The sequence below is a fragment of the Flavonifractor sp. An4 genome (assembly GCF_002161755.1).
In the GTDB taxonomy this organism is placed as follows: Bacteria; Bacillota; Clostridia; order Oscillospirales; family Oscillospiraceae; genus Flavonifractor; species Flavonifractor avicola.
This window is the reverse complement of sequence record NZ_NFIL01000011.1, coordinates 20,195-44,920: the sequence shown is the minus strand read 5'-3', so window position 1 is coordinate 44,920 and position 24,726 is coordinate 20,195. Positions and strand designations below refer to the sequence as shown.

General features: G+C 60.1%; 25 protein-coding genes. 3 read left to right on the top strand and 22 right to left on the bottom strand.

Features of this window, described 5'->3' with window-relative positions:
* Window positions 1-22 precede the first annotated feature (22 nt).
* From B5F94_RS06920 to ssnA, 6 genes are all read right to left on the bottom strand, one after another.
* A complete protein-coding gene (locus B5F94_RS06920) occupies window positions 23-1,414 on the bottom strand; it encodes a YgeY family selenium metabolism-linked hydrolase (RefSeq protein ID WP_087328920.1) in 1,392 nt (463 codons plus the stop codon).
* Between the two features lie 65 nt (window positions 1,415-1,479).
* Entirely contained in the window at window positions 1,480-2,715 is a 1,236-nt protein-coding gene (gene dpaL / locus B5F94_RS06915; protein ID WP_087269129.1) for a diaminopropionate ammonia-lyase, read from the bottom strand.
* Window positions 2,716-3,013: 298 nt separating this feature from the next.
* Window positions 3,014-5,584: a selenium-dependent xanthine dehydrogenase gene (xdh, locus tag B5F94_RS06910; protein ID WP_087328918.1), complete on the bottom strand. Its 2,571-nt coding sequence runs from the start codon at window positions 5,582-5,584 to the stop codon at window positions 3,014-3,016.
* Between the two features lie 16 nt (window positions 5,585-5,600).
* The gene (locus tag B5F94_RS06905) at window positions 5,601-6,152 is read right to left on the bottom strand and encodes a 4Fe-4S binding protein (RefSeq protein ID WP_087187866.1); all 552 of its coding nucleotides are present in this window, start codon (window positions 6,150-6,152) and stop codon (window positions 5,601-5,603) included.
* A 158-nt stretch (window positions 6,153-6,310) separates the two neighbouring features.
* Complete coding sequence (gene ygfK, locus B5F94_RS06900) at window positions 6,311-9,307, bottom strand: putative selenate reductase subunit YgfK (RefSeq protein ID WP_087328916.1); 2,997 nt, start codon at window positions 9,305-9,307, stop codon at window positions 6,311-6,313.
* A gap of 65 nt (window positions 9,308-9,372) precedes the next feature.
* A complete protein-coding gene (gene ssnA, locus B5F94_RS06895; RefSeq protein ID WP_087269138.1) occupies window positions 9,373-10,713 on the bottom strand; it encodes a putative aminohydrolase SsnA in 1,341 nt (446 codons plus the stop codon).
* Between the two features lie 427 nt (window positions 10,714-11,140).
* Between ssnA and B5F94_RS06890 the strand changes: the two genes are divergently transcribed.
* Window positions 11,141-11,779, top strand: a complete 639-nt coding sequence (locus B5F94_RS06890; RefSeq protein ID WP_087187810.1) for a helix-turn-helix transcriptional regulator — start codon at window positions 11,141-11,143, stop codon at window positions 11,777-11,779.
* A gap of 53 nt (window positions 11,780-11,832) precedes the next feature.
* Here B5F94_RS06890 and B5F94_RS06885 read toward each other — a convergent pair whose 3' ends face one another.
* Window positions 11,833-13,161 carry a uracil-xanthine permease family protein gene (locus B5F94_RS06885; RefSeq protein ID WP_087328914.1) on the bottom strand — a complete coding sequence of 443 codons (1,329 nt, stop codon included), beginning with the start codon at window positions 13,159-13,161 and terminating at the stop codon, window positions 11,833-11,835.
* A 340-nt stretch (window positions 13,162-13,501) separates the two neighbouring features.
* On the opposite strand from B5F94_RS06885, the gene B5F94_RS06880 reads away from it, so the two are divergent.
* Together B5F94_RS06880 and B5F94_RS06875 are read left to right on the top strand one after the other, a co-directional pair.
* On the top strand, window positions 13,502-14,476 hold the full coding sequence (locus B5F94_RS06880) for a lysine exporter LysO family protein (RefSeq protein ID WP_087269141.1): 975 nt from the start codon (window positions 13,502-13,504) through the stop codon (window positions 14,474-14,476).
* A 12-nt stretch (window positions 14,477-14,488) separates the two neighbouring features.
* Window positions 14,489-14,971: a hypothetical protein gene (locus B5F94_RS06875; protein WP_087328912.1), complete on the top strand. Its 483-nt coding sequence runs from the start codon at window positions 14,489-14,491 to the stop codon at window positions 14,969-14,971.
* A gap of 33 nt (window positions 14,972-15,004) precedes the next feature.
* Here the strand turns inward: B5F94_RS06875 and B5F94_RS06870 are convergent, their stop codons facing one another.
* The 15 genes from B5F94_RS06870 to rpmD all read right to left on the bottom strand — a co-directional run bounded on the left by B5F94_RS06870 (window position 15,005) and on the right by rpmD (window position 24,721).
* Window positions 15,005-16,111: an amidohydrolase gene (locus B5F94_RS06870; protein ID WP_087328910.1), complete on the bottom strand. Its 1,107-nt coding sequence runs from the start codon at window positions 16,109-16,111 to the stop codon at window positions 15,005-15,007.
* Window positions 16,108-17,364 carry an HlyC/CorC family transporter gene (locus B5F94_RS06865; RefSeq protein ID WP_242965617.1) on the bottom strand — a complete coding sequence of 419 codons (1,257 nt, stop codon included), beginning with the start codon at window positions 17,362-17,364 and terminating at the stop codon, window positions 16,108-16,110. The genes B5F94_RS06870 and B5F94_RS06865 overlap by 4 nt, the downstream gene beginning before the upstream one ends.
* 283 nt (window positions 17,365-17,647) lie before the next feature.
* Window positions 17,648-17,989, bottom strand: a complete 342-nt coding sequence (gene rplQ, locus B5F94_RS06860) for a 50S ribosomal protein L17 (protein ID WP_087269154.1) — start codon at window positions 17,987-17,989, stop codon at window positions 17,648-17,650.
* Window positions 17,990-18,137: 148 nt separating this feature from the next.
* Window positions 18,138-19,085 carry a DNA-directed RNA polymerase subunit alpha gene (locus tag B5F94_RS06855; protein WP_087328907.1) on the bottom strand — a complete coding sequence of 316 codons (948 nt, stop codon included), beginning with the start codon at window positions 19,083-19,085 and terminating at the stop codon, window positions 18,138-18,140.
* A 79-nt stretch (window positions 19,086-19,164) separates the two neighbouring features.
* On the bottom strand, window positions 19,165-19,794 hold the full coding sequence (gene rpsD / locus B5F94_RS06850; RefSeq protein ID WP_087187802.1) for a 30S ribosomal protein S4: 630 nt from the start codon (window positions 19,792-19,794) through the stop codon (window positions 19,165-19,167).
* A gap of 20 nt (window positions 19,795-19,814) precedes the next feature.
* Window positions 19,815-20,216 (bottom strand): 30S ribosomal protein S11, encoded by a 402-nt coding sequence (gene rpsK / locus B5F94_RS06845; protein WP_007494608.1) that lies wholly within the window; start codon window positions 20,214-20,216, stop codon window positions 19,815-19,817.
* Between the two features lie 15 nt (window positions 20,217-20,231).
* Window positions 20,232-20,600 carry a 30S ribosomal protein S13 gene (gene rpsM, locus B5F94_RS06840; protein ID WP_087187801.1) on the bottom strand — a complete coding sequence of 123 codons (369 nt, stop codon included), beginning with the start codon at window positions 20,598-20,600 and terminating at the stop codon, window positions 20,232-20,234.
* A 19-nt stretch (window positions 20,601-20,619) separates the two neighbouring features.
* A complete protein-coding gene (gene rpmJ / locus B5F94_RS06835) occupies window positions 20,620-20,733 on the bottom strand; it encodes a 50S ribosomal protein L36 (protein ID WP_006573428.1) in 114 nt (37 codons plus the stop codon).
* A 114-nt stretch (window positions 20,734-20,847) separates the two neighbouring features.
* The gene (gene infA, locus B5F94_RS06830) at window positions 20,848-21,066 is read right to left on the bottom strand and encodes a translation initiation factor IF-1 (protein ID WP_009258089.1); all 219 of its coding nucleotides are present in this window, start codon (window positions 21,064-21,066) and stop codon (window positions 20,848-20,850) included.
* A gap of 4 nt (window positions 21,067-21,070) precedes the next feature.
* On the bottom strand, window positions 21,071-21,349 hold the full coding sequence (locus tag B5F94_RS06825; RefSeq protein ID WP_087187800.1) for a KOW domain-containing RNA-binding protein: 279 nt from the start codon (window positions 21,347-21,349) through the stop codon (window positions 21,071-21,073).
* A gap of 2 nt (window positions 21,350-21,351) precedes the next feature.
* Complete coding sequence (gene map / locus B5F94_RS06820) at window positions 21,352-22,104, bottom strand: type I methionyl aminopeptidase (RefSeq protein ID WP_087328960.1); 753 nt, start codon at window positions 22,102-22,104, stop codon at window positions 21,352-21,354.
* Between the two features lie 12 nt (window positions 22,105-22,116).
* On the bottom strand, window positions 22,117-22,749 hold the full coding sequence (locus B5F94_RS06815) for an adenylate kinase (RefSeq protein ID WP_087328905.1): 633 nt from the start codon (window positions 22,747-22,749) through the stop codon (window positions 22,117-22,119).
* Window positions 22,750-22,761: 12 nt separating this feature from the next.
* Window positions 22,762-24,084, bottom strand: a complete 1,323-nt coding sequence (gene secY, locus B5F94_RS06810) for a preprotein translocase subunit SecY (RefSeq protein ID WP_087328903.1) — start codon at window positions 24,082-24,084, stop codon at window positions 22,762-22,764.
* Window positions 24,085-24,525, bottom strand: a complete 441-nt coding sequence (gene rplO, locus B5F94_RS06805) for a 50S ribosomal protein L15 (protein ID WP_087187797.1) — start codon at window positions 24,523-24,525, stop codon at window positions 24,085-24,087.
* A gap of 13 nt (window positions 24,526-24,538) precedes the next feature.
* Complete coding sequence (gene rpmD, locus B5F94_RS06800; RefSeq protein ID WP_087187796.1) at window positions 24,539-24,721, bottom strand: 50S ribosomal protein L30; 183 nt, start codon at window positions 24,719-24,721, stop codon at window positions 24,539-24,541.
* Window positions 24,722-24,726 lie beyond the last annotated feature (5 nt).

Sequence of the window (24,726 nt, the reverse complement as noted above, 5' to 3'; positions counted from 1 at the left end):
ATATGGCCTATGTCAGCGCTTCTTACTTAATGTCGTTGTTGGTCTTGCCGGCGCGGAACTGGGTCACGTCAGCGGTCTTGTTCTCCTCCTTGTACAGGCCGGGCACGGCAGCGTACAGGGCGGCGCAGGAAACCAGGTCCTGCTTCCAGGTGATCTCGTTGGGGGCGTGAGCCTGAGACTCAGCACCGGGGCCGAAGCCCACGCAGGGGATGCCGTAGCGGCCCTGGATGGCAACGCCGTTGGTGGAGAAGGTCCACTTGTCGATCAGAGGACGGTGACGCAGGTGCATGGCGCCGTCGGGCCCGATGCGCTCCTCGCCGAACAGGGCGTGGTGAGCGTCGGCCAGAGCCTGAACGTGAGCGGCGTTCTCCTTGTTGATCCAGGTGGGGAAGTAAGCCTCGGTCTCGTACACCTCGCCGGTCCAGGAGGGACGGTCATACATATACATGGAGACCTTCACGTCGTCGCCGTACTTCTTCACGCTGGGCAGGTTGCGGATCTCATCCAGGCAGGAATCCCAGGTCTCGCCGGCGGTCATGCGGCGGTCGATGGAGATGGAGCAGGAGTCAGCCACAGCGCAGCGGCTGGGAGAGGTGTAGAAGATCTGGGAGGTGGTGCAGGTGCCGCGGCCCAGGAAGCGGGCATCCTCGTAGTGCTCGGGGTTGTACTTGGGGTTGAGCATCTTCACGAGGCCCTTGATCTCGGTGGAGTCGGCATCGTCGTTCTCGTTGAGGGCGCGCACGTCCTGGAGAATGTCAGCCATCTTGTAGATAGCGTTGTCGCCGCGCTCGGGAGCGGAGCCGTGGCAGGAAACGCCCTTCACATCCACGCGGATCTCCATACGGCCGCGGTGACCACGGTAGATGCCGCCGTCGGTGGGCTCGGTGGAGATGACGAACTCAACCTGCTCCTTCTTGATGCCGTTGGCGGGGAAGAACTTGTTGACGATGTACTGCCAGCACATACCGTCGCAGTCCTCTTCCTGCACGGAGCCGACGACCATGATCTTGTAGCCGGCGGGGATCAGGCCCAGATCCTTCATGATCTTGGCGCCGTACACGGCGGAAGCCATGCCGCCCTCCTGGTCGGAACCGCCGCGGCCGTAGATGACCTCGTCGTCCTCATAGCCCTCGTAGGGGTCGTGGGTCCAGTTGTTGATATTGCCGATGCCCACGGTGTCGATGTGGGAGTCGATGGCGATGATCTTGTCGCCCTCGCCCATCCAGCCGATCACGTTGCCAAGGCCGTCAAACTCGGCCTTGTCAAAGCCCAGCTTCTCCATCTCGGCCTTGATGCACTCGCAAACGCCCTTCTCCTCGCAGCTCTCGCTGGGGATGCGGATCATGTCCCGCAGGAAGCGGGTCATGTCGGCCTTATAACCTTCGGCAGCAGCTTTGATCTTCTCAAAATCCATGGTAATGACCTCCATTTTCAATTTATTTCACGGTTTCATCGGGAATGATCCCGGTCAGCACAAACTTAGTAAGGCTTCTGGGGGGTGTCGACGGTGGGATACTCGCCGTCCCAGATCACCCGACGGAACTTCAGGGGATCGGTGTTGCCCTCGGTGGAGAACATGAGCACCTGGCTGAAGCGGTTGAGCTCCAGAGCGTCACGCAGCTCCTTATAAGTGTCGTCGCACATGATGGCGTCCAGCACGCCCATACCCACGGCACCGGACTCGCCGGAGATCACAGTGGGATCGCCCTTGACAGGCACGCCCAGCATACGCATACCCTTGGCGCTCACCCAGTCGGGGCAGGAAATGAAGGCGGAAACATGGTTGCGGAGGATGTCCCAGGAGATGGTGTTGGGCTCGCCGCAGGCCAGACCGGCCATGATGGTCTGGAGGTCGCCGGTGACGATGCGGGGCTTGCCGTCGTTGGCCAGAGCACCCTGATAGAGGCAGTCAGCAGCGCGGGCTTCCATCACCACGAACTTGGGAGGATCGTTGGGGAACAGGTTGGTGAAGTAACCCACCACAGCGCCGGCCAGAGAGCCCACGCCGGCCTGCACGAACACGTGAGTGGGGCGGTTCACGCCGCACTGACGGAGCTGATCGGCAGCCTCGTTGGCCATGGTGCCGTAACCCTGCATGATCCAGGAGGGGATCTCCTCGTAGCCGTCCCAAGCGGTGTCCTGCACGATGACGCCGTGCTCGGTCTGCTCAGCCTCGGCGGCAGCCATACGCACGCAGTCGTCGTAGTTGACTTCCTCGATGGTGACCTTGGCGCCCTCCTTGGCGATGTTGTCAAAGCGGGACTTGGCGCTGCCCTTGGGCATATGTACCACAGCCTTCTGGCCCAGCTTGTTGGCAGCCCAGGCCACGCCGCGGCCGTGGTTGCCGTCGGTGGCGGTGAAGAAGGTGGCCTGGCCGAACTCCTTGCGGAAGGCCTCGCTGGTCAGGTAGTCGTAGGTCATCTCGGAAACGTCCCGGCCCATCTCCTTGGCAATGTACTTAGCCATGGCGAAGGAGCCGCCCAGCACCTTAAAGGCGTTGAGGCCGAAGCGGTAGGACTCATCCTTCACATACACGCCGCCCAGGCCCAGGTACTTGGCCATGCCCTCCAGCTGAGCCAGGGGGGTGATGGAGTACTGGGGGAAGGAGCTGTGGAAGAAGCGGGCCTTGGCCACGTTGGACAGGGACATGACGTCCAGCTGCTTGTCGTCGCTCTTCGGCATTTTATTGAGGACCCATTTGAGCTGGTCTTTCATCGAACACTCGCCTCCAAATTTTCTTTGCGCACTCGCAAACTTTCTTTTGTTTTCTGAGACCATCATACCACTTGTTTTCCAGTTGTCAAGAGGAAATCAGAAAAAAATATTGAGATACTAAAAATTTTTTTGGTGACGTCTCAAACCCTCTGGTTTCAGTGGGTTTTCCCCCCTCCCCTCTTCCCGGTCAGAGCAAAAAAGGAGGCCTCAGAGCGGTGGTTTTTCCACCGCTGATCTGAGGCCCCCTGGAAGGTCTTTGGGCGGCCTCCGTGACTGGGTAACTGGGTATGAGCGTTGCTTACTTTTTGTAGTAGGTCTTTTCCATGGGCAGGCTGGTACGCAGGATGTGATCCTTGGCGTAATAGGCGCCCTGGACAGCCGGTGCAGTGGGGATGGTGGCGATCTCACCGATGCCCTTGGCGCCGTAGGCGAAGGGCAGCAGCTCGTCCTTCTCCACATAGATGGCGTGGATATCGGGGATCTGGTTGGACCGCATCAGGCCCAGAGTACCGTACTTGGCCTGTGGCACACAGTCCTTCAGGGGGAAGTCCTCGGTGAGGGCGTAGCCCAGACCCATGAGCACGCCGCCCTCAATCTGACCCTGGATGGAGGTGGGGTTGACCACCTTGCCGGAGTCGTGGGCAGCATAGACTTCCTTGACCTGGCCCTCGTCGTCCAGGATGACCACATGGGTGGCAAAGCCGTAGGCCACATGGCTCTTGGGATTGGGCTTGTCGGAGCCCAGCTTGTCGGTGGGATCGAAGAACTCGGCAAAGTACTCCTTACCCTCCAGCTTGGACAGGTCGCCGTTTACCTCATCCATATCCTTCTTCAGATCCACGGCGGCCATACGCACAGCCTCGCCGGTGATCAGAGTCTGACGGGAGCCGGAGGTGGTGCCGGAGTCGGGAGCCACTTCAGAGTTGGCACCCATGTTCCGCAGCAGCAGCCGGGGCAGCCCGGTAGTCTGGGAGAGGACCTGGAGGAAGACGGTGGCACAGCCCTGACCGATGTCGGAGGCAGCGGCATACAGCTCCACCATGCCGTCACGCACCACCAGCTTGCAGCGGCCCTTGTCGGGCAGGCCCACGCCCACGCCGGCGTTCTTCATGGCGCAGGCGATGCCCGCGTGATCCATGTTGGCCTCGTACACGTCCTTGACCGCCAGCAGGGTCTCCTTCAGAGCGGTGGAGCAGTCGGCGATCTGGCCGTTAGGCAGCACCTTGCCGGGCTCAATGGCGTTGCGGTAGCGGATCTCCCAGGGAGAGATGCCCACCTTCTCGGCCAGCAGGTTGATGTTGGACTCCAGGGCAAACTCGCTCTGGCACACGCCGAAGCCACGGAAGGCGCCGGCGGGAGGATTGTTGGTGTAGTAGCCGAAGCCACGGATGTCGGTATTCTGGTAGCAGTAGGGGCCCACGGAGTGGGTGCAGGCACGCTCCAGTACGGGGCCGCACAGGGAGGCATAGGCGCCGGTGTCGAAGTAGATCTCGCAGTCCAGGCCGGTGAAGATGCCGTTCTCATCGCAGCCCAGGGTGAAGGTACCCTCCATGTAGTGGCGCTTGGGGTGGAAGTTGATGGACTCCTGCCGGGTGAGCTTACACTTCACCGGCTTCTGGACCTTCAGAGCCGCCAGCACCGCCAGGTGCTGCACGGACACGTCCTCCTTGCCGCCGAAGCCGCCGCCCACGAACTTGTTCTCCACCACGATGCGGTCGGGCTCCCAGCCCAGCATGATGGAGATCTCCTTCCGGGTGTCGTACACACCCTGGTCGGAGGTGTACACCTTCACGCCGTCCTTGTAGGGGAAGGCCACGGCGCACTCGGGCTCCAGGAAGGCGTGCTCAGTAAAGGGAGTCTTGTAGCTCTGGGTCACCACATACTTGGAGTTGGCCAGAGCGGTCTTGGCGTCGCCCCGGGTCACATGGCGCTGCTGGCACAGGTTGCCGTTGGGGTGGAGCTTGGGCGCATTCTCGGCCATGGCCTCCTGGATGGAGCGCACCGGCTCCAGCTGCTCGTAGCTGATCTTCACCAGCTTCTTGGCCTGGGCCAGCACCTTCTCGTTCTCAGCAACCACCAGGCAGATGGCGTCGCCCACACAGCGGGTGATATCGCCCTTGGCGATGAACACATCCCAGTCCTGCTGGATGTGGCCCACCTTGTTGTTGGGCACGTCCTCAGCGGTGAGGACAGCCAGCACGCCGGGCAGCTCCAGGGCCTTGGAGGCGTCAATGTCCAGCACCTTTGCTCTGGGATACTGGGAGCGGACGGCGGAGGCGTGAACCATGCCCTCCATCTCGATGTCGTCACAGTAGGCGCCGCTGCCCAGCACCTTGCCCCGCACGTCAGTGCGGAAGGCCCGGTCGCCCACGCCGTATACGTCGCCCTTCTCCAGCTCGGGGTCGATCTTCTCCTCTCCTCGGAGGATGGCGGCGGTGAGGGAAATGCCCTCGATGATCTTCTTGTAGCCGGTGCACCGGCAGATGTTGCCCCGGATGGCCTTCTTGATGTCGGCCTCGGAGGGATTGGGGTTCTGGTCAATGAGGGCCTTGCCCGCCATCACCATGCCGGGGATACAGAAGCCGCACTGGACGGCGCCCACCTTGCCGAAGGCGTACACAAAGGCCTCCTGCTCGTCGTGGGACAGGCCCTCTACGGTAAGGATGGTCTTACCCACCGCCTTCTTGGTGGTGAGGACACAGGACTTGACGGCCTTGCCGTCCACCACGATGGTACAGGTGCCGCAGGCGCCTTCGCTGCACCCGTCCTTGACGGAATAGAGGTGCAGATCGTCGCGCAGATAGCGCAGCAGGGGCTTATCCTCCTCGGTGGTACGGAGGAGGCCGTTTACGGTAAAAGAATAGCTCATCTGTGGTCCCTCTTTCCTATGCAAAGTCAGCCACGGTAAAGACGCCGTCAGCGTCCACAATCACGCCCCGGGGGCACTTTACCGCGCACATTCCGCAGGAGATGCAGCGCTCCGGATCGATGACCGCGTGGTTGTCCACCATGGTAATGGCGGCCGCCGGACAGTTGCGCTCGCACATACGGCAGGTGATGCAGCTGACGTCGCAGGCATTCCGGGCCACGGGGCCGGCATCCTGATTGGAGCAGCGGGGCACGATGGTGGTGTCCGCGTCCACCAGACGGATCAGGCCCTGGGGGCAGGCCTCCACGCACAGGCCGCAGCCCACGCAGGCCTCCCGGTCCACCACGGCAGCGCCGTGGACACCGATGTGGATGGCGTCCAGACGGCAGGCCTCCACGCAGCTGCCCAGGCCCAGGCACCCCTGAGCGCACTCCAGCACTCCGTCGGCAAAGGCCTGCTTTGCCATGCTGCAATCCAGGTAGGACAGGTCCGCCTCTCCCCGGCGCTTGGCCCGGCTGCCGCCGGCGCAGTACACCATGGCGATACGGTTGTTTTGGGTCGGTGCCATGTTGGGTTCCTCCTTACACAGGGCGGGCTCCAGGGATTCCCGCCCGGTCAGTATTCCATCGTCCAATCCACCTATCCCCCACGCGCACGCAAAGCCTCAGTCAACACTGAGGCGATGCGCGCTGCCGTGGGGGGTGGCAGTGGAACCGATTTACACTTTTACTTCAGCAGATAGCTGTAGCTGTCATACACAGCGCAGATCAGCTTGCGCAGGGGCTCGTACAGACCGCAGCCGGCGTCGGCCACATCGTACTCCTTGACCTGGCCGCCCAGACGGACCCGGGTCTTGGTGCCCTCCAGCTTCAGGAAGCCCTCGTTCTCGCTGTTGACGAAGTCCTCCTCACTCCAGAACAGGGTGAACTTATCCTTGTAAGGACGGCTGTCGTAGGGGCAGAAGGTGCCGCAGTTGCCGCACTCGTTACACATACCATCCACGTGGATGATCTGGCGCATCCGCATACCGGGCACAGCGATGGCCACGTTGGCACGGTTGGGGCACACCTCGGTGCAGGTCTCGCACACGGTGGCGCAGCCCAGGCAGCGGCTGTCATCGCAGCTGCTGCAATCGGTGCAGATGTCGCCCCGCTTGGCCAGAGGCTTCTGATAGTCGGGGTTGACGTTCTTGTCCACATAGACGTTCACGTCGAAGTCCTGAATGGCGCGGGCAGCCTTGGTAGCGCCGGCAATGGCCTCCACCACGGTGCCGGGGCCCTTCTGGCCGTCTCCGATGACGTAGACGTTCTTCACGGAGGACTCCAGGGTATCGGCGTTGACCACAGCCTTGCCGCGGTTATCCACTTCCAGGCCGTTGGCGGTGTACAGCTCGGTGTCCACCTTCTCGCCCACGGCGGTGATGACGGTGCAGGCGGGAACCTCAACCACCTTGCCGGTGTCCACGGGGGACCGGCGGCCGGAGGCGTCGGGAGCGCCCAGCTCCATCTGGTGGCAGGTGAGCACGCCGTCCTTCACGCCCACGGGAGCCAGCAGCTCGCAGAACTCCACGCCGTCCTCCAGAGCCAGCTCCAGCTCCTCCTGATCGGCGGGCATATAGCGCTTGGTGCGGCGGTAGACCAGGGAGACCTTCTCCACGCCGGGGATGCGCTTGGCGGCCCGGGCAGCGTCCATAGCGGTGTTGCCGCCGCCGATGACCACCACGTTCTTGCCCAGATCCAGGCTCTCGGGGGCCTTCTTGGCCTTCTCCAGGAACTCGATGACGTTCATTTCCTCGCCGTACTCCATGCCGGCGCTGCCCTTGTGCCAGGCGCCGGTGGCCAGGATGACCTGGGTGTAACCCTTGTCGAAGAGGTCCTGCACGCTCTTGACCTCGGTATTCAGCTCCACCTTCACGCCCATGGCGTTCATCAGCTTGACATCGTTGTCGATGGCCTCATCGCTGATCCGGAAGGCGGGGATCACGTGACGGACGATGCCGCCCAGGGAGTCCTTGCGCTCAAAGATGGTCACGTCCACACCGGAGCGGCCCAGGAAGTAGGCGGCGGACATACCGGCGGGGCCGCCGCCGATGACGGCAACCTTCTTGCCGGCCACGGGGGCAGCGGGCTTCAGCTTGGGCAGCAGGGCCTCAAAGCCGCCCTCGGCAGCCTTCAGCTTCTGGGTGCGGATGTACACGCTCTCGTCATAGGCGTTGCGCATACACTTGTCCTGGCAGCGGTGAGAGCAGATGGTGCCGGTGATGAAGGGCAGAGCGTTGCGGTGGGTGATGATCTGGAGGGCCTCCTCGTACTTGCCCTCGTTGACCTTCATCAGGTAGGCAGGGATATCCTGCTCAATGGGACAGCCGTTGCGGCAGGGGGCCTCGAAGCAGTCGATGAGAGGCACCTTCTTGTCCATCTTGCGGCTGGGGATGGGCTTCATGGGCTTCTGGTAGTGGACGTCGGTGACAAACTCCTTCACCAGAGCCTGGGCCTTGGCCACGTCCACGCCGGTCCAGGGCTCATAGCTGATGTCCATCAGCTCCTTGCCGATCTGGCTGAAGCGCTGATAGCCGCCGGGCTTCAGGACGGTGGTAGCCATGGTGATGGGCCAGATACCGGCCTCAAACAGCTTCTTGATGGAGTGGATGTCGGCGCCGCCGGAGTAGGAGATGCGCAGCTTGCCCTTGAACTCCTTGGACAGCATCCCGGCCAGAGACAGGGACAGGGGGTACAGGGAGCGGCCGGACATATACATCTCCCCGCTGGGCAGCTCGCCGGCCTTTACGTCTACGGGGAAGGTGTTGGTGATCTTTACGCCGAACTCCAGGTCCCGCTCGCCGGTAAGCTTCATCAGGCGGTGGAACATGGGGATGGCATCCTCCCACTGCAGATCCTCCAGGAAGTGGTGGTCGTCAAAGGCGATGTAGTCGAAGCCCAGACCGTCCAGGGTCTTGCGGGCAAACTCATAGCCCAGCAGAGTGGGGTTGCACTTGATATAGGTGTTCAGGTTCTTCTCAGTGATGAGGTAGGTAGCGATTCGCTCGATCTCGTCGGGGGGGCAGCCGTGGAGGGTGGACTCGGTGATGGAGTCGGACACCTTGGGGGAGATAGCCTTCACATAGGCCTCATCCACGTTCTGGAATTTGTCCAGATTGGCCAGGGCCCAGTCCATGCACTCCTTCCAAACCTCGGTCTGGGAGGCGTCCATCATGCCGTTGATGTACTTATCCACCTTCTCACTCTTGATGCCGGCCAGGTCGTAGCCTACGCTCATGTTGAACACGAAGCCGTTGGGATCGCCCAGCTCCAGCTCCTTGGCCAGCAGCTTGCAGGCGAACCAGGCCTTGACGTACTCGGCGAAAGCCTGGGGCACATACAGCTCGGTGGACCACTCGCAGTTGTAGCACTCGTCGGCGGCGGTGATGCAGGGCTTGTTGACGCACTTGCTCAGCTCGTCGCCGTCCATGACCTGAACGGTCTTGACCTCAAAGAAGCGGCTGCCGGCAGCGTAGGCGGCAATGATGTTCTGGGCCAGCTGAGTGTGGGGACCGGCGGCGGGGCCGTAGGGAGACTCGATCTTTTCCTCAAAGATGGGCAGGGTCTTGCCGTTGGTGTGCTTGACCAGCTTGGACACGCCGAAGATGGAACCCTGGCTCTTATACTCGCTGAGGATCCAGTTCATCAGGTGGGCAAAGGGCATGGGACGCATAATATCGCTCATAATCAAAACCTCCAGTTATCATTATAACTCGGAATTACATTTTGTTTTCAGTTTTGGGGCTTTTCTCAGTAAGTGCAGTGGTTCAGTTCGCCCCACAGCTTCTTGGACTGCTCCATGCACCAGGCGTTGATCTTGTCCTCGTCAATGCCCACGAACTCGCGGTCCTTGTACAGCACCTTGCCGTTGATAATGGTGGTGCGGCAGTTCTTGCCCATCATGCCGAAGAGCATATGGCCGTCGATGTTGGCGTCGGAGAAGGGAGTGAAGGGCTTGTAGTCCATGACGATCACGTCGGCAGCGGCGCCGGGCTTCAGCACGCCCAGAGGCTTCTTGAAGTAGCGGGAGCAGATCTTGGCGTTGTTCTGGAAGAGCATCCCGGTGGCCTCGCACCAACCCACGTTGGGCTGACAGACGTTGTGGCGCTGCATGGGCAGCAGGACCTTCAGGCTCTCCAGCATATCGTGGGTGTAGGCATCGGTGCCCAGGCCGATGAGGATGCCCCGGTTGTACAGCTGCAGCACGGGGGAGCAGCCCACGGCGTTGCCCATGTTGGACTCGGGGTTGTGGCAGACCATGGTGTTGGTCTCCTTGATGATGTCCATCTCGGCGGGAGAGACGTGGATGCAGTGGCCCAGCATGGTCTTCTCGCCCAAGATGCCGTTGTACAGCAGGCGGTTGATGGGGCGGCAGCCGTAGTTCTGCAGGGAGTCATACACGTCGTTCATGCCCTCGGCCACATGGATATGGAAACCGGTCATTCCGTCGTTGGCCTTGACCATCTTCTCAAAGGTCTTATCGGAGATGGTAAACAGGGCGTGGCCGCCGAACATGGCCTTGATCATGTCGTCGTCCTGCTCTTTGGCCCACTTAGCGAAGTCGGCATTCTCCTGAATGGACTGGTCGCACTTCTCCTGGCCGTCACGCTCGGATACCTCGTAGCAGAGGTTGGCGCGCATACCCAGCTCCTTGCACACGTCCTTGATAGCAAAGAGGGAGCCGGGGATCTCACAGAAGGAGGCGTGGTGATCAAAAATGGTGGTCACACCGTCCCGGATGCAGTCCAGGATGGTGGCGTAGGCGCAGGCGCGGGTGCCATCCAGGGTCAGGTGGCGGTCGATGTACCACCACTGGCCGTCCAGCACCTCAAAGAAGTTGGTGGGATTGAAGCCGTTGATGGACAGGCCCCGGGCCAGACCGGAATAGATGTGAGTATGGACGTTGATAAGGCCGGGCATGATGACGCCGCCCTTGGCATCCACGAACTCGGCATCGGGATACTTGGCCTTCATGTCGGCCAGGGAGCCGACCTCCTTGACCACCTCGCCGTCCAGAACAACGGCGCCGTCTTCCAGATAAGGGAGCTCCTCGCTCCGGGTGATGAGTCTGCCATTACCGACCAGCAGCATAGTAAGTTCCTCCTTTAAATTTCGTTCTTTTTCTCCGTAAAAAAATTGCCCATTCCTGGTGGAATGGACAGTACAAATTCGTTCTTCTCCAGGTTGCATCCGCAACCCAGCCGAATTCCATGTCCATCCAGCCCGTGCGCGAAAGCACTCCGTTGCAGCTACAACTTTTTATATGGAAATTTGTGCATCTTGCATAGTTTCAATCTCTCGTTGTTTCTATGTTACCACATTTCGCACGGATATGCAATACTTTTGTTAGAAAAACAAAAAATTTTTTAGGTCTGCAAAATGAGTTGAATCTGAGCTGAAATGTGGTAAAATAATAAAGATATATTTTACCGTCTGCCGCTGAATCGGTGACCTTTGGTGCCCATTCCTCCGGGGGTGCCTGCCGCTCTGGCGCAGACTCTGAAAGGAGGGAATCTACGTGCCAGAAGCATCTACCCTGCAATTCCTCTTCAAACTGGCCAAAGGGATCGCCAGCCAGTTTGGTCCCAACTGCGAGGTGGTGGTTCATGACCTGGCCACCAACGATCCGGAAAGTTCCATCGTCGCCATTGAAAACGGACAGGTTACGGGACGGAAGGTGGGCGATGGACCGTCTCATGTGGTCCTGGAGGCCCTGCGGGGCAATCAGGACCAGCTGCAGGATCACCTGTGCTACCTGACCCGCACCAAGGACGGCAAGATCCTCAAGTCCACCACCATCTACATCCGGGATGACGACGGCACCCCCATCGGGATCTTCGGCATCAACTACGATATCACCCTGATGCTGGCCATGGAGACTGCGCTCAAGCAGTTCACCGCCACTGAACGGGAGGAGAAGGAGCCCGAGCCCATCTCCCGCAATGTCTCCGATCTGCTGGATGAGCTGATGGAGCAGAGCGTGAAGATCGTGGGCAAGCCGGTGGCGCTGATGAATAAGGAAGACAAGGTGAAGGCCATTCAGTTCCTGAACGACACCGGCGCCTTCCTTATTACCAAAAGCGGCGACAAAGTATGCAAGTTCTTCGGAATCTCCAAGTATACGCTGTACAGCTACATTGATGAAGCTAAGGAATGATCCTAGGAAAGGGCCCGGCTCCCCAGGGAGCCGGGCCTTTTATTGTCTTTGGTTTATTTACTCTCCTTGTCCTTGGGCAGGACCAGATTGAGGATGATGGCCATGATGGTGGCAACTACCACGGAGGAGGAACCGAACACGGTGTTGACCCAAGTGGGGAAGCCCTCGCCGGCCAGGCAGCCGGACACCTGGGTGATACCAACGCCCAGAGCCACAGACAGGCCTACCACGGAGCTCTTGCGGGGGGTAAAGCCGCCCTCGGTGATCATGCGGATGCCGGTCATGGTGATGGTGGCAAACACCGAGATGGTGGCGCCGCCGATGACGCTCTGGGGAATGGTGGTGAGCAGGGAGGCAAACTTGGGCATCAGACCGGCCACCAACAGGATACCGGCAGCCAGAGCAAAGACCGCCCGGTTGATGACCTTGTTGACGGTAACGATACCCACGTTCTGGCTGTAAGTAGCAGCAGGGAGGCCGCCGAAGAAGGCGCCCAGGATGCTCATAACGCCCTGGCCAATGATACCGCCGGACAGTTCGCGATCGGAGGGCATCCGGTCCATGCCGCCCATGGTGGTGGAGGACAGGTCGCCGATGGTCTGCACCGCGTTAACCACATACACGATACCCAAAGACACGGCAGCAGCGGGGACAAACTTGATCTCAAAGGGCATAAACTGGGGCAGCGCGGCCCACTGAGCGGTCTCCACGCCGGAGAAATTCACCATACCCAGGGCCAGGGCCACAAAGTAACCCACAATCATACCGATGAGAATGGCACCCAGCTTGAAGATACCCTTGGTGAAGTTGGTGAGAATAAACACCACCGCCAAGGTAATGAGGGCTACCAGCCAGCTCTTCGGAGTTCCGAACTCAGGGGTGCCGGCACCACCAGCCATATAGCGCACCGCAGTGGGATAGAGAGACAGGCCAATGGTGAAGATAACGGTACCGGTGACCAGAGGCGGGAAGAGGGGGCGGATCCACTTGACAAAGATGCCAAAAACAATGGCCACACAACCGCCAATAATCTCGGCGCCAAGAATTGTGGCAATATCGAATTCCGTTCCGATCGCCTGCAGGGTGGGGATGTATGCGAAGCTGATGCCCATGATAACGGGCAGACCGGCACCGATGCGCCGGAAAATTGGGAAGAGCTGGAGCAGCGTGGCAAGGGCAGTCAGGATCAGGGAGACCTGGATCATCAAGGTCTTCTCCGCCTCGCTCAAGCCACAGGTGTTGGAGACCAGAATAGCAGGCGTAATGATACCCACTACCGCGGCCACCACGTGCTGGAGGCCCAGGGGGACCAGCTGTCCCGGCTGGGGGATACCGTTCCATTGAAATACGGTATCAGTGTTCTTTGTTTTTGGTGTACCCATTCCAATCACCTCACAAAAATTTTTTTGCCCAAATAGTTTTTTTGCTCAACCAAACTATAACCCATTTAAACTTCAGATGCAAGTGAAAAATGGAGCACGCCCCCCAAAATTCTTTCCCTTTTTTTGTGCAAATCATAAAATTATATCCAGAATATTAGGGCAGATCTTATAACTTTAGTACCCTTCACAAACTAAATAGTTTTAAAAATGTGAGTTGACTTTCACTTATTGACCGCTGTCGTTCAGGGGTGGACTTTCCATAGGAGATATGCTAGAATGGCCCTGCTGCCTGTTTCCGCGTTTTTTCTCACATTTTATGGTTCAGAAAGGATGTACTTCTATGGGCACTACACTCAGCACCCTGAGCAATCTGGCGATCTACATCGCGCTGGTAATTCTGGGCGCACTGATCGGCTCCCGGCCCGGGGTACGCAGCCGTCCCCTGGTATGGGTGGGCAAGCTGCAATTTGTAGCTCTGATGATTCTGATTGTTACCCTGGGCGTCAATCTGGGCGCCAATGATGAGGTCATTGCCTCTCTGGGCCAGATCGGTCTGGCCGCGCTGCTCATTACCGTGTTGGCCATGTTCGGCTCCATCCTTTTTCTCACTTTGCTGCGCCGGTTCGTTCTCAAGCTAAACCATGTGGGGCTGCCCCGGGGCAGCAACCAGACCGGTGAAGATACTGCCCACTCCGCAGGCAAGGCGGACAACTCTCTCACCAAATGGATCGTCATTGCGGTAGTGCTGGGTATGCTGGCCGGCCGCTTTGTGTTTCCCCCCGCCGTCACCGCCCACTGCGGTACCGTCATCAACTTCGGCCTCTACCTGCTTCTGTTTATGGTAGGCATGGATATGGGCAAGCAGGGCACCTTTGTCAGCGACATCAAGACCGCCGGTTTCCAGGTGCTGCTGGTTCCGGTGGCGGTGTGCGCCGGTACTCTGGTCTTTGCCGCTCTGGCTGGTCTTTTTCTCCCTCTCGGCATCAAGGACTCTATGGCCGCCTCCGCCGGCATGGGCTGGTACTCCCTGGCCCCCACTCTGCTGGCTCCCTATTCCCTGTCGGTATCGGCAGTGGCCTTCCTGTCCAATGTGATGCGGGAGATCTTCTCCATCCTGGCCATTCCCTTCGTGGCCCGGTATGTGGGCTATGTGGAGTGTGCCGCCCTCCCCGGTGCCGCCGCCATGGACACAGTGCTGCCGGTGGTGGTGGGAGCCACCCATGAGCGTATCACCATCTATTCCTTTACTTCCGGCGTGGTACTCTCCCTGGCGGTGCCCGTTCTGGTACCTGCCATCATCGCTCTGCCCATCTGAGGAGGCGCTGCTATGGAAATTGAACGCCGCTGGCTGGTGCAGGACTGGCCCAACCTGTCCCCCGCCGCTACCTTTTATATGGAACAGGGCTATTTTTCTACCCGTCCCGCGATCCGCATCCGGGAGGAGGCCCTTGAAGGGGGCACTACCGCCTATGTCCTATGCTTCAAAGGAGGAGCCGGTCTGGTGCGGGAGGAGATCGAGATCTCAGTAGATCAGGATCGCTACCAGCGTCTGAAGGCCATGCTTGGCAAGCCCATGATCCAGAAGGAGCAGCACCGCTATCCCCTGCCCGGCGGATTTACGCTGGAGGTCAACTCGGTAGACCCCCACCTGGAAACCGGCTTCTTCTACGCTGAAGTGGAGTTTCCCGACGAGGCCTCTGCTCTGGCCTGGACGCCGCCCGAAGACTTGAAAGCCTATCTCTCCCAGGAGGTCACCGGACAGCCCGGTGAGAGTATGGCAGCCTACTGGGCACGAACCCGAACGGAATAACAAAAGCCCTGCGGCAATGCCGCAGGGCTTTTTTCAGATCAGTTTTTGGAACAGAGCGCAAGCCGTTCCCAGCAGCGCATCCGGGAAATCGAAATCCGTTCTGTGGAGCGGCGGATGGTCCTCCCCGTCCCCCAGCAGAAACATGGCCCCCTCCGCCTGGCGGAGATACCATCCAAAATCCTCCGAGCCCCGCATGGGCTCGGCCATCTCCACCACCGGCAGGCCCAGGGCCTGGGCGGCCTTTTCCACCCGTTCCACCCCGGCGGGGTGATTGGCAGTCTCGGGGAACACATCCTGCTCCTCTATGGTCAGGGTCAGGCCGTCCTCCTCCGCCGCCTGGCGGGCCAGATCGGTCACCTGTTGGGACAGGACGTCCAGCTCCTCCTGGTACTGGGCCCGCAGGGTGAGCAGCAGCGCCCCCCGGTAAGCTGAGATGCCAAAGGCCGGCTCTCCCACAGCTATCTGGACCACAGTGGCCATTACAAGGCCCCGGTGGTCCTCCTGCCGGGTCAAGCCCGGCAGGGCGCCTACAATCCGAGCCACCGCCTGGGCAGGGTTTCGGCCCAGCTCCGGAGTACTGGCATGGGTGGACACCCCTTCAAAACGGTAGGCCACGCCTTTGGAGGCACAGTTCATGGTACCCTTCCGCAGGGCTACGGTATGCAGAGGATAGCCGGGCATATTGTGGAAGGCGTATACCTCCCCGATGTGCTCCTCCTTCAGCAGAGCCGCGCAGGCTTCGCCGCCGGCCCCCACCTCTTCGGCAGGCTGGAAGATTAGGTACACGTCCCGGTCCGCCCCGGTGCGCTCCAGGGTCAACCCCAGCAGAGCCAGGGCAGCGCTGTGGCCGTCATGACCGCATTTGTGGGCCACGCCGGGACACTGGGAGCGGTAGGGCAGCTCACAGGTTTCCTCCATAGGCAGGGCGTCCAAGTCCGCCCGGAAGGCGATCTTCCCCACTCCCCTGCCTCGATACAGGGCGTAAAACCAGTTTCCCCGGTCATGCAGCTCCAACTTGGTATGTTCCTGTAAAAAATCCATCAGCCGTGCTTTGGTCCATGTCTCCTGTCCGGACAACTCCGGATGGGCGTGGAGTTCATGGCGCAGGGTAACCGCCAAATTCAAATCTGCCTGATTCACTGGTCCTTCGCCTTCTCTTTTTTATCCTCTTCCGGCTGGGGGAGCACCTCCACCCGAATCTCCAGCACCCGCCGGTGATCCACCTTGGTAACGGTGACATCCAGCCCGTCGGAGACAAAGTGGTCTCCCTCCTCGGGAATACGGCCGATCTGCTCCATCACCCAGCCGGAGATGGTGTTGGCATCGCACTCGCCCTTGATGGAGAACAGGTCAAACAGATCGGTCAGGTCGGCAGAGCAGGAGATCAGGTAGCTGCCGTCCTCCTGCTTCTTAAACTCCTCGATGACCTCGTCGTGTTCGTCCCAGATTTCGCCCACCAGTTCCTCTACGATATCCTCCAGGGTCACCAGGCCCTCGGTGCCGCCGTACTCATCCACCACGATAACCATGTGGGCCTTCTCCCGCTGGAGAATTCGCAGCAGCTCGGAGATCTTGGTATTGCCGGTGGTGTACAGCATGGGGCCGGTAATGGCCTTTACGTCGGTCTGACCGCGATAGCGGGCGGCGTGGAAGTCCTTCTCATGGATCACACCGATGATGTCGTCAATATCCTCGTGGTACACCGGCAGACGGGAGTAACCGCTCTCAGCAAAGGCCTGAGCAATATCGTCCATGGAGTCGGTGTCCTCCACCGCCACGATATCCACACGGGGGGTGAGGATCTCATCCACTTCCATGTCATTGAACTCAATGGCAGAGCGGATGAGCTTACTCTCGTGCTGGTCCAGACCACCCTCGCTCTCAGCCTGGTCCACCATGGTCACCAGCTCCTCCTCGGTGATGCCGCTGTCGCCTTGCTTATGGAACACCTTGGACAGCAGCTTTTTCAGCAGGCTGAAGAGGATGTTCACCGGGGTGAGGATGAACATGAGGATGCGCATGATGGGAGCGGAAAACATGGCAAAGCTCTCGGGATACTCCTTGGCCAGGCTCTTGGGGGAGACCTCGCCGAAGACCAGCACCACAATGGTGATGACGGCGGTGGAGATCACCGCGCCGTTCTGGAGGCGCAGGCCCTCGGTGAAAAACACGGTGGCCAGAGAGGAGGCGGACAGATTGACTATGTTGTTGCCCACCAGGATGGTGGAGAGCAGGTTGTCGTACTGGTCCACCAGTCTGAGGGCCAGAGCGGCCCTGCGGTTACCGGCATCGGCCTTGCTTTTCAGGCGGATGCGGTTCAGAGAGGTGAATGCGGTCTCCGTTGCGGAAAAATAGGCGGAAAGGATCACGAGCAGGATCAGAATCACAATCATGGTTAAACTTGAACTGTCAGGCATAGGAAAATCATCAACTCCAATGTTCAAAATGTGTGGAACGCGCAAAAGGACAACCCTATCCCCTGCTCAGGGTAAGGCTGTCCTGTCCCACATAGTCTTTTTTGCAGTTGTTACTGGGCGGAGGTTCGTCCACGAGGGCTCACCATCTCTTTTATGGTTTATTGTTGCATAGTATACCATAGCATTCCACAAATTGCAAGAAGTTGCGTATAGAAAAAGCGCCCTGCCAAAAGGCAGGGCGCTTTTTAAGGTGGTGGAATTACACCAGCTGCACGATGGCCATCTCGGCGGCATCGCCGCGGCGGGGGCCGATCTTGACCACGCGGGTATAACCGCCGTTACGGCTGGCATACTTGGGGCCCAGCTCGTCGAAGGTCTTCTTGGCCACGTCCTCCTTGGTCAGGTAGGACAGGGCCTTGCGGTAATTGGCCAGGTTGGGGTTCTTGGCCAGGGTGATCATCTTCTCGGCCATGGGAGCAACTTCCTTGGCACGGGCATAGGTGGTCTTGATCTGACCATTCTCCAGCAGGTAGGTGGTCATGGCGCGCAGCATGGCGATGCGCTGATCAGTGGGCTTGCCCAGCTTACGGTTGTGAGACATGAAATCCAACTCCTATCGGATGTTCGCCAAGGCGAACTCCACAATTTAAATTCGTCCGGGGGGATGAGATCCCCTGAAGAGAGCGCCTCACGGCCTGCGGGTCCGGGAGGGGACGTTACGTGCCCCCGGGCCGCTCTCTTCTCTGGCCTCAGTTTTCCTCGTCGGCCAGGCGCAGGCCCATCATGGCCAGCTTGTTAATGACCTCTTCCAGGGACTTGCGGCCCAGGTTGCGCACCTTCATCATCTCGTCCTCGGTCTTGGAGATCAGATCCTCCACCGTATTGATGTTGGCGCGCTTGAGGCAGTTGAAGGAACGGACGGACAGGTCCAGCTCCTCGATGGTCAGCTCCAGCACCTTGTCCCGCTGGGCCTCGGCCTTCTCCACCACCGTGGACTTGGAGCCCATGGTCTCAGAGAGATCGGTGAAGAGGACGAAGTGGTCGCAGAGGATGCGGGCGCCCAAGCTGACGGCGTCCCGGGCGGTGATAGTACCGTTGGTCCACACCTCCAGGGTCAGCTTGTCGAAGTCGGTCAGGTCACCCACACGGGTATTTTCCACCGTGTAATTGACCTTCCGCACCGGCGTGTAGATAGAGTCCACCGGGATCAGACCGATGATGGTCTGGGCCGGCTTGTTCCGGTCGGCTGGGACATAGCCCCGGCCATGGGACAGCGTCAGCTCCATGTTGAGGCTGGCGTCCGGTCCCAGGGTGGCAATGTGGAGTTCCGGGTTGAGGATCTCCACTTCGCTGTCGGCCTTGATATCGGCGGCGGTGACTTCGCACTCACCGCTGGCTTCAATATAGACCGTTTTCACGCCCTCGGAGTGGAGCTTGGCAATGATGCTCTTCACGTTGAGGACGATCTCGGTGACGTCCTCCTTCACTCCGGGAATGGTGGAAAACTCGTGCTGCACGCCGGCGATCTTAATGGAGGTAACCGCCGTGCCGGGCAGGGACGAGAGCAGGATGCGGCGCAGGGAGTTACCCAGCGTGGTACCATAGCCACGCTCCAGGGGCTCCACGACGTATTTGCCGTAGGAGCCGTCGCCGGGGTTCTCCACACATTCGATGCGGGGCTTCTCGATTTCTACCATGTGTTACCCTCCTTTTCGCGGCGGCGGACTCTGTCCGCCGCCTTATACAGCTCACCAATAATCGAGGGTACAAGCACGATTACTTGGAGTACAGCTCGACGATGAGGTGCTCCTCGATGGGCAGGTCCACGTCCTCGCGGGCGGGGAGCGCAACCACCTTGGCCACCAGGTTGTTCTGGTCAAAGTCCAGCCACTTGGGGGCGGGACGAGAGCCGTTGGCCTCCAGAGAAGCCTTGAACTTCTCCTTGCTCCGGCTGGTCTCCTTCAGGGCGATGACCTCGCCGGGCTTGACCAGGTAGGAGGGGATGTCCACGCGATGGCCGTTGATGGTGAAGTGGCCGTGACGGACCAGCTGACGAGCCTCAGGACGGCTCATGGCAAAGCCCAGGCGATAGATCACGTTGTCCAGGCGGGTCTCCAGGATGCTCAGCAGGTTGTCGCCGGTCACGCCCTTGCGGGCAGCGGCCATCTCGTAATACTTGTGGAACTGGCTCTCCAGCACGCCGTAGTAACGGCGGGCCTTCTGCTTCTCACGCAGCTGCATACCGTACTCGGACAGCTTCTTGGTGCGGCCCTGGTTGTGCATACCAGGGGCAAAGGGACGGCGCTCCATGGCGCACTTGTCGGTGTAGCAGCGGTCGCCCTTCAGGAAGAGCTTCTGGCCCTCTCTGCGGCACTGGCGGCAGACTGCTCCGGTATATCTAGCCATAATTCGTACTCCTCCTTCTCTTACACGCGGCGGCGCTTGGGCGGACGGCAGCCGTTGTGGGGAATGGGGGTCACGTCCTTGATCAGGGTGACCTCCAGGCCCACGGCCTGCAGGGCGCGGATGGCAGCCTCACGGCCGGCGCCGGGGCCCTTCACGTACACCTCCACGGTCTTCAGGCCGTGCTCCATGGCAGCCTTAGCGGCGGTCTCGGCAGCGGTCTGAGCGGCGAAGGGGGTGGACTTACGGGAGCCACGGAAGCCCAGGCCGCCGGAAGAGGCCCAGGACAGGGCGTTGCCCCCCATATCGGTCACGGTGACCATGGTGTTGTTGAAGGAAGAGCGGATATGCACCTGGCCCTTTTCAACGTTCTTGCGCTCGCGGCGCTTACGGATAACTTTCTTACCCTTGGTAGCGGTAGCCATGTGTTTCTCCCTCCCTTACTTCTTCTTGTTAGCGACGGTGCGCTTGGGACCCTTGCGGGTACGAGCGTTGGTCTTGGAACGCTGACCGCGGACGGGCAGGCCCTTGCGGTGACGCAGGCCGCGGTAGCAGCCGATCTCGGTCAGACGCTTGATGTCCATCGCCACGTCACGACGGAGGTCGCCCTCCACAGTGTAGCTGTGGCTGATGATCTCGCGCAGCTTAGCCTCGTCGGCCTCAGTCAGATCCTTCACGCGGGTGTCGGGGTTGATACCGGCCTCAGCCAGGATCTTGTTGGCGCTGGTGCGCCCGATACCAAAGATATAGGTAAGGCCGATCTCGACCCGCTTATCCTTGGGCAAATCAATGCCAGCAATACGTGCCATACTGTTTCAGCACCTCCTATTAACCTTGTCTCTGCTTATGCTTGGGGTTTTCGCAAATAACCATGACCTTGCCCTTGCGCTTGATGATCTTGCACTTCTCGCACATGGGCTTCACGGACGGTCTAACTTTCATGTCATTAACCTCCTGTAGAGCCTGATGGCCCCGGTACGGCGGAGGCAAGGCCCCGCTGACCCGCACCGGTCATTGATAGGGTCGGCAGGCCTGCGCCCGCCGGAATGAGCCGGATTACTTGCTTCGCCAAGTGATCCGGCCCCGGGTTACGTCGTAGGGGGACATCTGGACGGTGACCTTATCGCCGGGCAGAATGCGGATGAAGTTCATCCGCAGCTTGCCGGAGATGTGGGCCAGAATGATGTGGCCGTTTCCGATGTCCACATGGAACGTGGTATTGGGAAGGGACTCGGTGACGACGCCCTCCACTTCGATCATATCGTCTTTTGCCAAAGCGTCATACCCTCCTTGACTCCTCAGCTCGGAAAGCGGCCAGCGCCCTCCGCACCTCTCGGTTTGTGATGGGTTCCCCTGTCCGGATCTTCTCCAGAACGGGGTGTTGGAAGTCCCCGGCGTCGGCCGTGTGTACGGTTTTCTTCCGCTTGGGGGACTCTGCCTTTCGCCGTCTGCCGTCGCAGAGCAGCAGATAGGGGCCGTCTTGATCCAATACGCAGAACAGCTGCCCCTTGTCATGCCCTGCCAGTGAGCGGACGATCCGCGGATGCTCCGCCGCCATACTCAGTCCTCCGCCACGGTAAGCACTTCGGGCTCGCCGTCGGTGATGAGGATGGTATTTTCATAGTGGGCGGTCATGCTGCCGTCGGCGGACACGGTGGTCCAGCCGTCCTTGAGCACCTTCACCCGCCAGTCACCGGCACACACCATGGGCTCCACGGCGATGGTCATGCCCGGCTGGAGCCGGGGACCGTGTCCGGCAGGCCCGTAGTTGGGTACCTCCGGAGCCTCGTGGAGCTTGGCGCCCACACCGTGACCCACAAAGTCCCGCACCACGGAGAAGCCGTTGGCCTCCACATACTGCTGAACGGCGTGGGAGATGTCGTACACCCGCTTGCCCGGCCGGGCCAGACGGATGCCCTCCCAGAAGCTCTGCTCGGTGACCCGAATGAGCCGCATGGCCTCGTCGCTCACCTCTCCGCAGGGGAAGGTGGCGGCGCAGTCGCCGTGAAAGCCGTTGAGGTAAGCGCCCACGTCAATGGAGACGATGTCGCCTTCCTGCAGCTTCCGGGGGCCGGGGATGCCGTGGATAACCTGCTCATTGATGGAGATGCAGGCGGAGCCGGAAAAGCCGCCATATCCCAGGAAGGAGGGCTTGGCTCCGTGACTTTCGATAAATTTGCGTACCGCGGTGTCAATCTCATGGGTGGTGACACCGGGCCGCACCATGGAACCGGCCAGCGCCCGGGCCTGGGCGGTCAACCGCCCGGCCCGGCGCATCAGCTCGATTTCACGGGGAGATTTCAGTGAGATCATTTCCATCTCAAATCACTTCTCCAGCAGTTCCATGATCTTGTTGTTGGTCTCTTCGATCCCGCCCAGATCAGGCACGCTCATCAGCACGCCGTGAGCCTGGTAGTAGTCCTTGAGGGGCTCGGTCTCGTTGTGATAGACCTCCAGCCGGTGCTTAACGGTCTCAGGCTGGTCGTCCTTGCGCTGCTCCAGCTCGCCGCCGCACTTATCGCAGATCCCCTCCTGCTTGGGAGGAGCGGCCACAATGTGGTAGGTGGCGCCGCAGGTGTGGCAGGTCCGGCGGCCCGTCATGCGGGCCTCGATGACGCTGTCGGCGATCTCCAGGGAGAGCACCGCGTCAAAGTGGATGCCGTGGGCATCCAGAGCCTCAGCCTGGGCGATGGTGCGGGGCACGCCGTCCAGGATAAAACCGTTGGCACAATCGGACTCGGTCAGCCGCTCCTGAATGATGCCGATGATGACCTCATCAGGGACCAGCTTGCCGGCGTCCATATAGCTCTTAGCCTCCAGCCCGATGGGGGTGCCGGCCTTGACGGCGGCCCGGAGGATGTTGCCGGTGGAGATGGTGGGGATACCCAGCTTCTTGCTGATGATCTCAGCCTGAGTACCTTTTCCGGCGCCGGGGGCGCCCAGAAGAATGATTTTCATTTTCCTCGCCCCTTACTCCAGGAAGCCCTTGTAGTGGCGCATCATCATCTGAGCCTCCATCGCCTTGGTAGTCTCCAGAGCAACGCCCACCACGATGATGACGGAAGTACCGCCGATGGCCAGGCTGCTGACGCCGATGATGGCGCCGGTGACGATGGGGGCGATGGCAATAATGGCCAGATAGAGAGCACCAAACATGGTGATCTTACCCAGAACCTTGTGGATAAAGTCGGCGGTGGGCTTGCCGGGACGGAAGCCGGGGATAAAGCCGCCGTTCTTCTTGAGATTGTTGGCCACTTCCACCGGGTTGAACTGCATGGTGGAATAGAAGTAGCTGAAGCCCACAATCAGCAGGAAGTAAACGATGATATAAACAATGCTGGTGGTGTTGAACACACTGAGGAACACGCCCCAGCCACCCTCGCTGTTGGCGCTCTTGCCGAAGAACATACCGATGGTAGACGGCAGGGAGGCAATGGCCTGGGCGAAGATGATGGGCATAACGCCGCTCATGTTCACCTTCAGGGGGATGTGGCTGGACTGGCCGCCGTACATCTTGCGGCCCACCACCCGCTTGGCGTACTGGACGGGGATGCGGCGCTCGGAGTTCTGGATGAACACGATGAGCACCACGATGGCCAGCATACCAATGACGATGAGGATGGCGCTCCACCAGGGAAGGTTAAAGACACCCTCGCCGGTGACGCCGTTGAGGTTGTTGCTGATACCGGTGTAGATGGACTCCACCATACCGGGCACCCGGGACAGGATGCCGGCGAACAGGATGATGGAGATGCCGTTGCCGATGCCGAACTCGGTGATCTGCTCACCCAGCCACATGACAAAGGCGGAGCCGGCGGTGAAGCACAGGATGATCACAACAGCCACCCACCAGCCGGGCAGGCCGGCGGTGTCGATCAGGTTGTAGCTGCTGATGAGGGTGTAGTAACCCAGGCCCTGCAGGATAGCGATAGCCACGGTCACGTAACGGGTGATGGCCGCGATCTTCTTCCGGCCCTCCTCGCCGCCGTCCCGCTGGAGACGCTCCAGAGCGGGGATAGCGACGGTGAGCAGCTGGATGATGATGGAGCTGTTGATATACGGCTGTACGCCCAGGGCGAAAACGGCGGCCATGGAGAAGGCGGTGCCGTTCATGGTGCCCAGCAGGGAGAAGATACCACCCATGCTGTTGAGCGTATTGCCCAGCAGGTCGCTGTTGATAAAGGGAACAGGAACCACCGAGCCCAGCCGGAAGATGAGCAGCGCGAAGATGGTAAAGAGGATCTTCTTGCGCAGCTCGGGGATCTTCCACGCGTTACGGATGGTCTCGATCACTTAGACCACCTCGTACTTTCCACCTGCCGCCACGATCTTCTCCTTGGCGGAGGCAGAGAAAGCGGAGGCACGGACGGTCAGCTTCTTGGTCAGGGTGCCGTTGCCCAGCACCTTGTAGCCATACTCACACTTGGAGAGGATACCCTTCTCCAGCAGGTCGCACACATTGACCACAGCGCCATCCTCGAACTTGTTCAGGACGGACACGTTGATGGCCTCCAGGGGCTTGGCAAAGATGTTGTTGAAGCCCCGCTTGGGGATACGGCGGGTCAGAGGCATCTGGCCGCCCTCAAAACCCACGCGGACGCCGCCGCCGGAGCGGGACCACTGGCCCTTCTGACCGCGGCCGGCAGTCTTGCCGTTACCGGAACCGTTGCCGCGGCCCTTGCGGTAAGCCTTGGGGTTGGAACCGGCAGCGGGGGAAAGATCATGCAGATTCATTTCGCGCACCTCCTTACTTTTCCTCGGTCACCTGCAGCAGATAACCGATGTGGGCAATCTTGCCGCGGGTAGCCTCGTTGTCGGGCTGTACGGTGGTGTCGCCGATGTGGCGCAGCCCCAGAGCCTCGGCGGTGGCCTTATGCTTGGCGATGCGGCCGTTCAGGCTCTTGACCAGCTTGATGTTCAGATTAGCCATGTTCA

Coding starts and splice junctions, on each gene's coding strand:
- B5F94_RS06920 (WP_087328920.1), bottom strand. CDS start 1,414: ATGGATTTTGAGAAGATCAAAGCTGCTGCCGAAGGTTATAAGGCCGAC.
- dpaL (WP_087269129.1), bottom strand. CDS start 2,715: ATGAAAGACCAGCTCAAATGGGTCCTCAATAAAATGCCGAAGAGCGAC.
- xdh (WP_087328918.1), bottom strand. CDS start 5,584: ATGAGCTATTCTTTTACCGTAAACGGCCTCCTCCGTACCACCGAGGAG.
- B5F94_RS06905 (WP_087187866.1), bottom strand. CDS start 6,152: ATGGCACCGACCCAAAACAACCGTATCGCCATGGTGTACTGCGCCGGC.
- ygfK (WP_087328916.1), bottom strand. CDS start 9,307: ATGAGCGATATTATGCGTCCCATGCCCTTTGCCCACCTGATGAACTGG.
- ssnA (WP_087269138.1), bottom strand. CDS start 10,713: ATGCTGCTGGTCGGTAATGGCAGACTCATCACCCGGAGCGAGGAGCTC.
- B5F94_RS06885 (WP_087328914.1), bottom strand. CDS start 13,161: ATGGGTACACCAAAAACAAAGAACACTGATACCGTATTTCAATGGAAC.
- B5F94_RS06880 (WP_087269141.1), top strand. CDS start 13,502: ATGGGCACTACACTCAGCACCCTGAGCAATCTGGCGATCTACATCGCG.
- B5F94_RS06875 (WP_087328912.1), top strand. CDS start 14,489: ATGGAAATTGAACGCCGCTGGCTGGTGCAGGACTGGCCCAACCTGTCC.
- B5F94_RS06865 (WP_242965617.1), bottom strand. CDS start 17,364: ATGATTGTGATTCTGATCCTGCTCGTGATCCTTTCCGCCTATTTTTCC.
- rplQ (WP_087269154.1), bottom strand. CDS start 17,989: ATGTCTCACAACCGTAAGCTGGGCAAGCCCACTGATCAGCGCATCGCC.
- B5F94_RS06855 (WP_087328907.1), bottom strand. CDS start 19,085: ATGGTAGAAATCGAGAAGCCCCGCATCGAATGTGTGGAGAACCCCGGC.
- rpsD (WP_087187802.1), bottom strand. CDS start 19,794: ATGGCTAGATATACCGGAGCAGTCTGCCGCCAGTGCCGCAGAGAGGGC.
- rpsK (WP_007494608.1), bottom strand. CDS start 20,216: ATGGCTACCGCTACCAAGGGTAAGAAAGTTATCCGTAAGCGCCGCGAG.
- rpsM (WP_087187801.1), bottom strand. CDS start 20,600: ATGGCACGTATTGCTGGCATTGATTTGCCCAAGGATAAGCGGGTCGAG.
- rpmJ (WP_006573428.1), bottom strand. CDS start 20,733: ATGAAAGTTAGACCGTCCGTGAAGCCCATGTGCGAGAAGTGCAAGATC.
- B5F94_RS06825 (WP_087187800.1), bottom strand. CDS start 21,349: ATGGCGGCGGAGCATCCGCGGATCGTCCGCTCACTGGCAGGGCATGAC.
- map (WP_087328960.1), bottom strand. CDS start 22,104: ATGATCTCACTGAAATCTCCCCGTGAAATCGAGCTGATGCGCCGGGCC.
- B5F94_RS06815 (WP_087328905.1), bottom strand. CDS start 22,749: ATGAAAATCATTCTTCTGGGCGCCCCCGGCGCCGGAAAAGGTACTCAG.
- rplO (WP_087187797.1), bottom strand. CDS start 24,525: ATGAATCTGCATGATCTTTCCCCCGCTGCCGGTTCCAACCCCAAGGCT.
- rpmD (WP_087187796.1), bottom strand. CDS start 24,721: ATGGCTAATCTGAACATCAAGCTGGTCAAGAGCCTGAACGGCCGCATC.